Annotated in this window: 1 rRNA gene; it reads right to left on the bottom strand. The window is 55.1% G+C overall.

Going from position 1 to position 1783, the window contains the following annotated elements:
• Nucleotides 1-35: 35 nt before the first annotated feature.
• Nucleotides 36-1783, bottom strand: a 23S ribosomal RNA gene (locus BM388_RS17430); the annotation flags it as partial.

Below are 1783 nucleotides of genomic sequence, written 5' to 3'. Positions count from 1 at the left end.
TGTCGGTTGCCATCGGCAGACCGCTTGGGTGTTATATGGTCAAGCCTCACGGGCCATTAGTACCGGTTAGCTCAACGCCTTGCAGCGCTTCCACACCCGGCCTATCAACCAGCTGGTCTCGCTGGGCCCTTCAGGAGGCTCAAGGCCTCGGGGATGTCTCATCTTGAAGGGGGCTTCCCGCTTAGATGCTTTCAGCGGTTATCCCGTCCGCACATAGCTACCCGGCAATGCCACTGGCGTGACAACCGGAACACCAGAGGTGCGTCCACTCCGGTCCTCTCGTACTAGGAGCAGCACTTCTCAAACATCCAACGCCCACGGCAGATAGGGACCGAACTGTCTCACGACGTTCTAAACCCAGCTCGCGTACCACTTTAAATGGCGAACAGCCATACCCTTGGGACCGACTTCAGCCCCAGGATGTGATGAGCCGACATCGAGGTGCCAAACACCGCCGTCGATGTGAACTCTTGGGCGGTATCAGCCTGTTATCCCCGGAGTACCTTTTATCCGTTGAGCGATGGCCCTTCCATACAGAACCACCGGATCACTAGAACCTACTTTCGTACCTGCTCGACGTGTCTGTCTCGCAGTTAAGCACCCTTATGCTCTTGCACTCAATGCACGATTTCCAACCGTGCTGAGGGTACCTTCGTGCTCCTCCGTTACTCTTTGGGAGGAGACCGCCCCAGTCAAACTACCCACCACACACGGTCCTCGATCCAGATAATGGACCTGAGTTAGAACGCCAATGATGCCAGGCTGGTATTTCAAGGTTGGCTCCACCCGATCTAGCGATCGGGTTTCCAAGCCTCCCAGCTATCCTACACAAGCAACATCGGCGTCCAGTGTGAAGCTATAGTAAAGGTTCACGGGGTCTTTCCGTCTAGCCGCGGGTACACAGCATCTTCACTGCGATTTCAATTTCACTGAGTCTCGGGTGGAGACAGCGTGGCCATCATTACGCCATTCGTGCAGGTCGGAACTTACCCGACAAGGAATTTCGCTACCTTAGGACCGTTATAGTTACGGCCGCCGTTTACCGGGGCTTCGATCAAGAGCTTCGCCGAAGCTAACACCATCACTTAACCTTCCGGCACCGGGCAGGCGTCACACCCTATACGTCCGCTTGCGCGTTTGCAGAGTGCTGTGTTTTTAATAAACAGTTGCAGCCACCTGGTATCTTCGACCGCTTCGCGCTGAAGGAGCAAGTCCTCTCACGCTAATGCGGCGTGCCTTCTCCCGAAGTTACGGCACCATTTTGCCTAGTTCCTTCACCCGAGTTCTCTCAAGCGCCTTGGTATTCTCTACCTGACCACCTGTGTCGGTTTGGGGTACGGTTCCACTGTATCTGAAGCTTAGAGGCTTTTCCTGGAAGCGTGGCATCGATGACTTCCAGACCGTAGTCTGTTCGTCTCGTCTCTCGGCTTTAAGGAACCGGATTTACCTGATTCCTCGGCCTACTGACTTTCACCAGGACAACCAACGCCTGGCTCACCTAGCCTTCTTCGTCCCCCCATCGCAATACAGTGAAGTACGGGAATATTGACCCGTTTCCCATCGACTACGCCTTTCGGCCTCGCCTTAGGGGCCGACTCACTCTGCTCCGATTAGCGTCGAACAGAAACCCTTGGTCTTCCGGCGGGGGAGTTTTTCACTCCCCTTGTCGTTACTCATGTCAGCATTCGCACTCGTGATACCTCCAGCAGACTTCTCAATCCACCTTCATTGGCGTACACGACGCTCCTCTACCGCTCGTCATTCGACGAACCCGTAGCTTCGG

Source organism: Halomonas saccharevitans, from assembly GCF_900116405.1.
Lineage (GTDB): Bacteria > Pseudomonadota > Gammaproteobacteria > Pseudomonadales > Halomonadaceae > Halomonas > Halomonas saccharevitans.
This window is presented reverse-complemented; position numbering and strand designations above follow the sequence as displayed.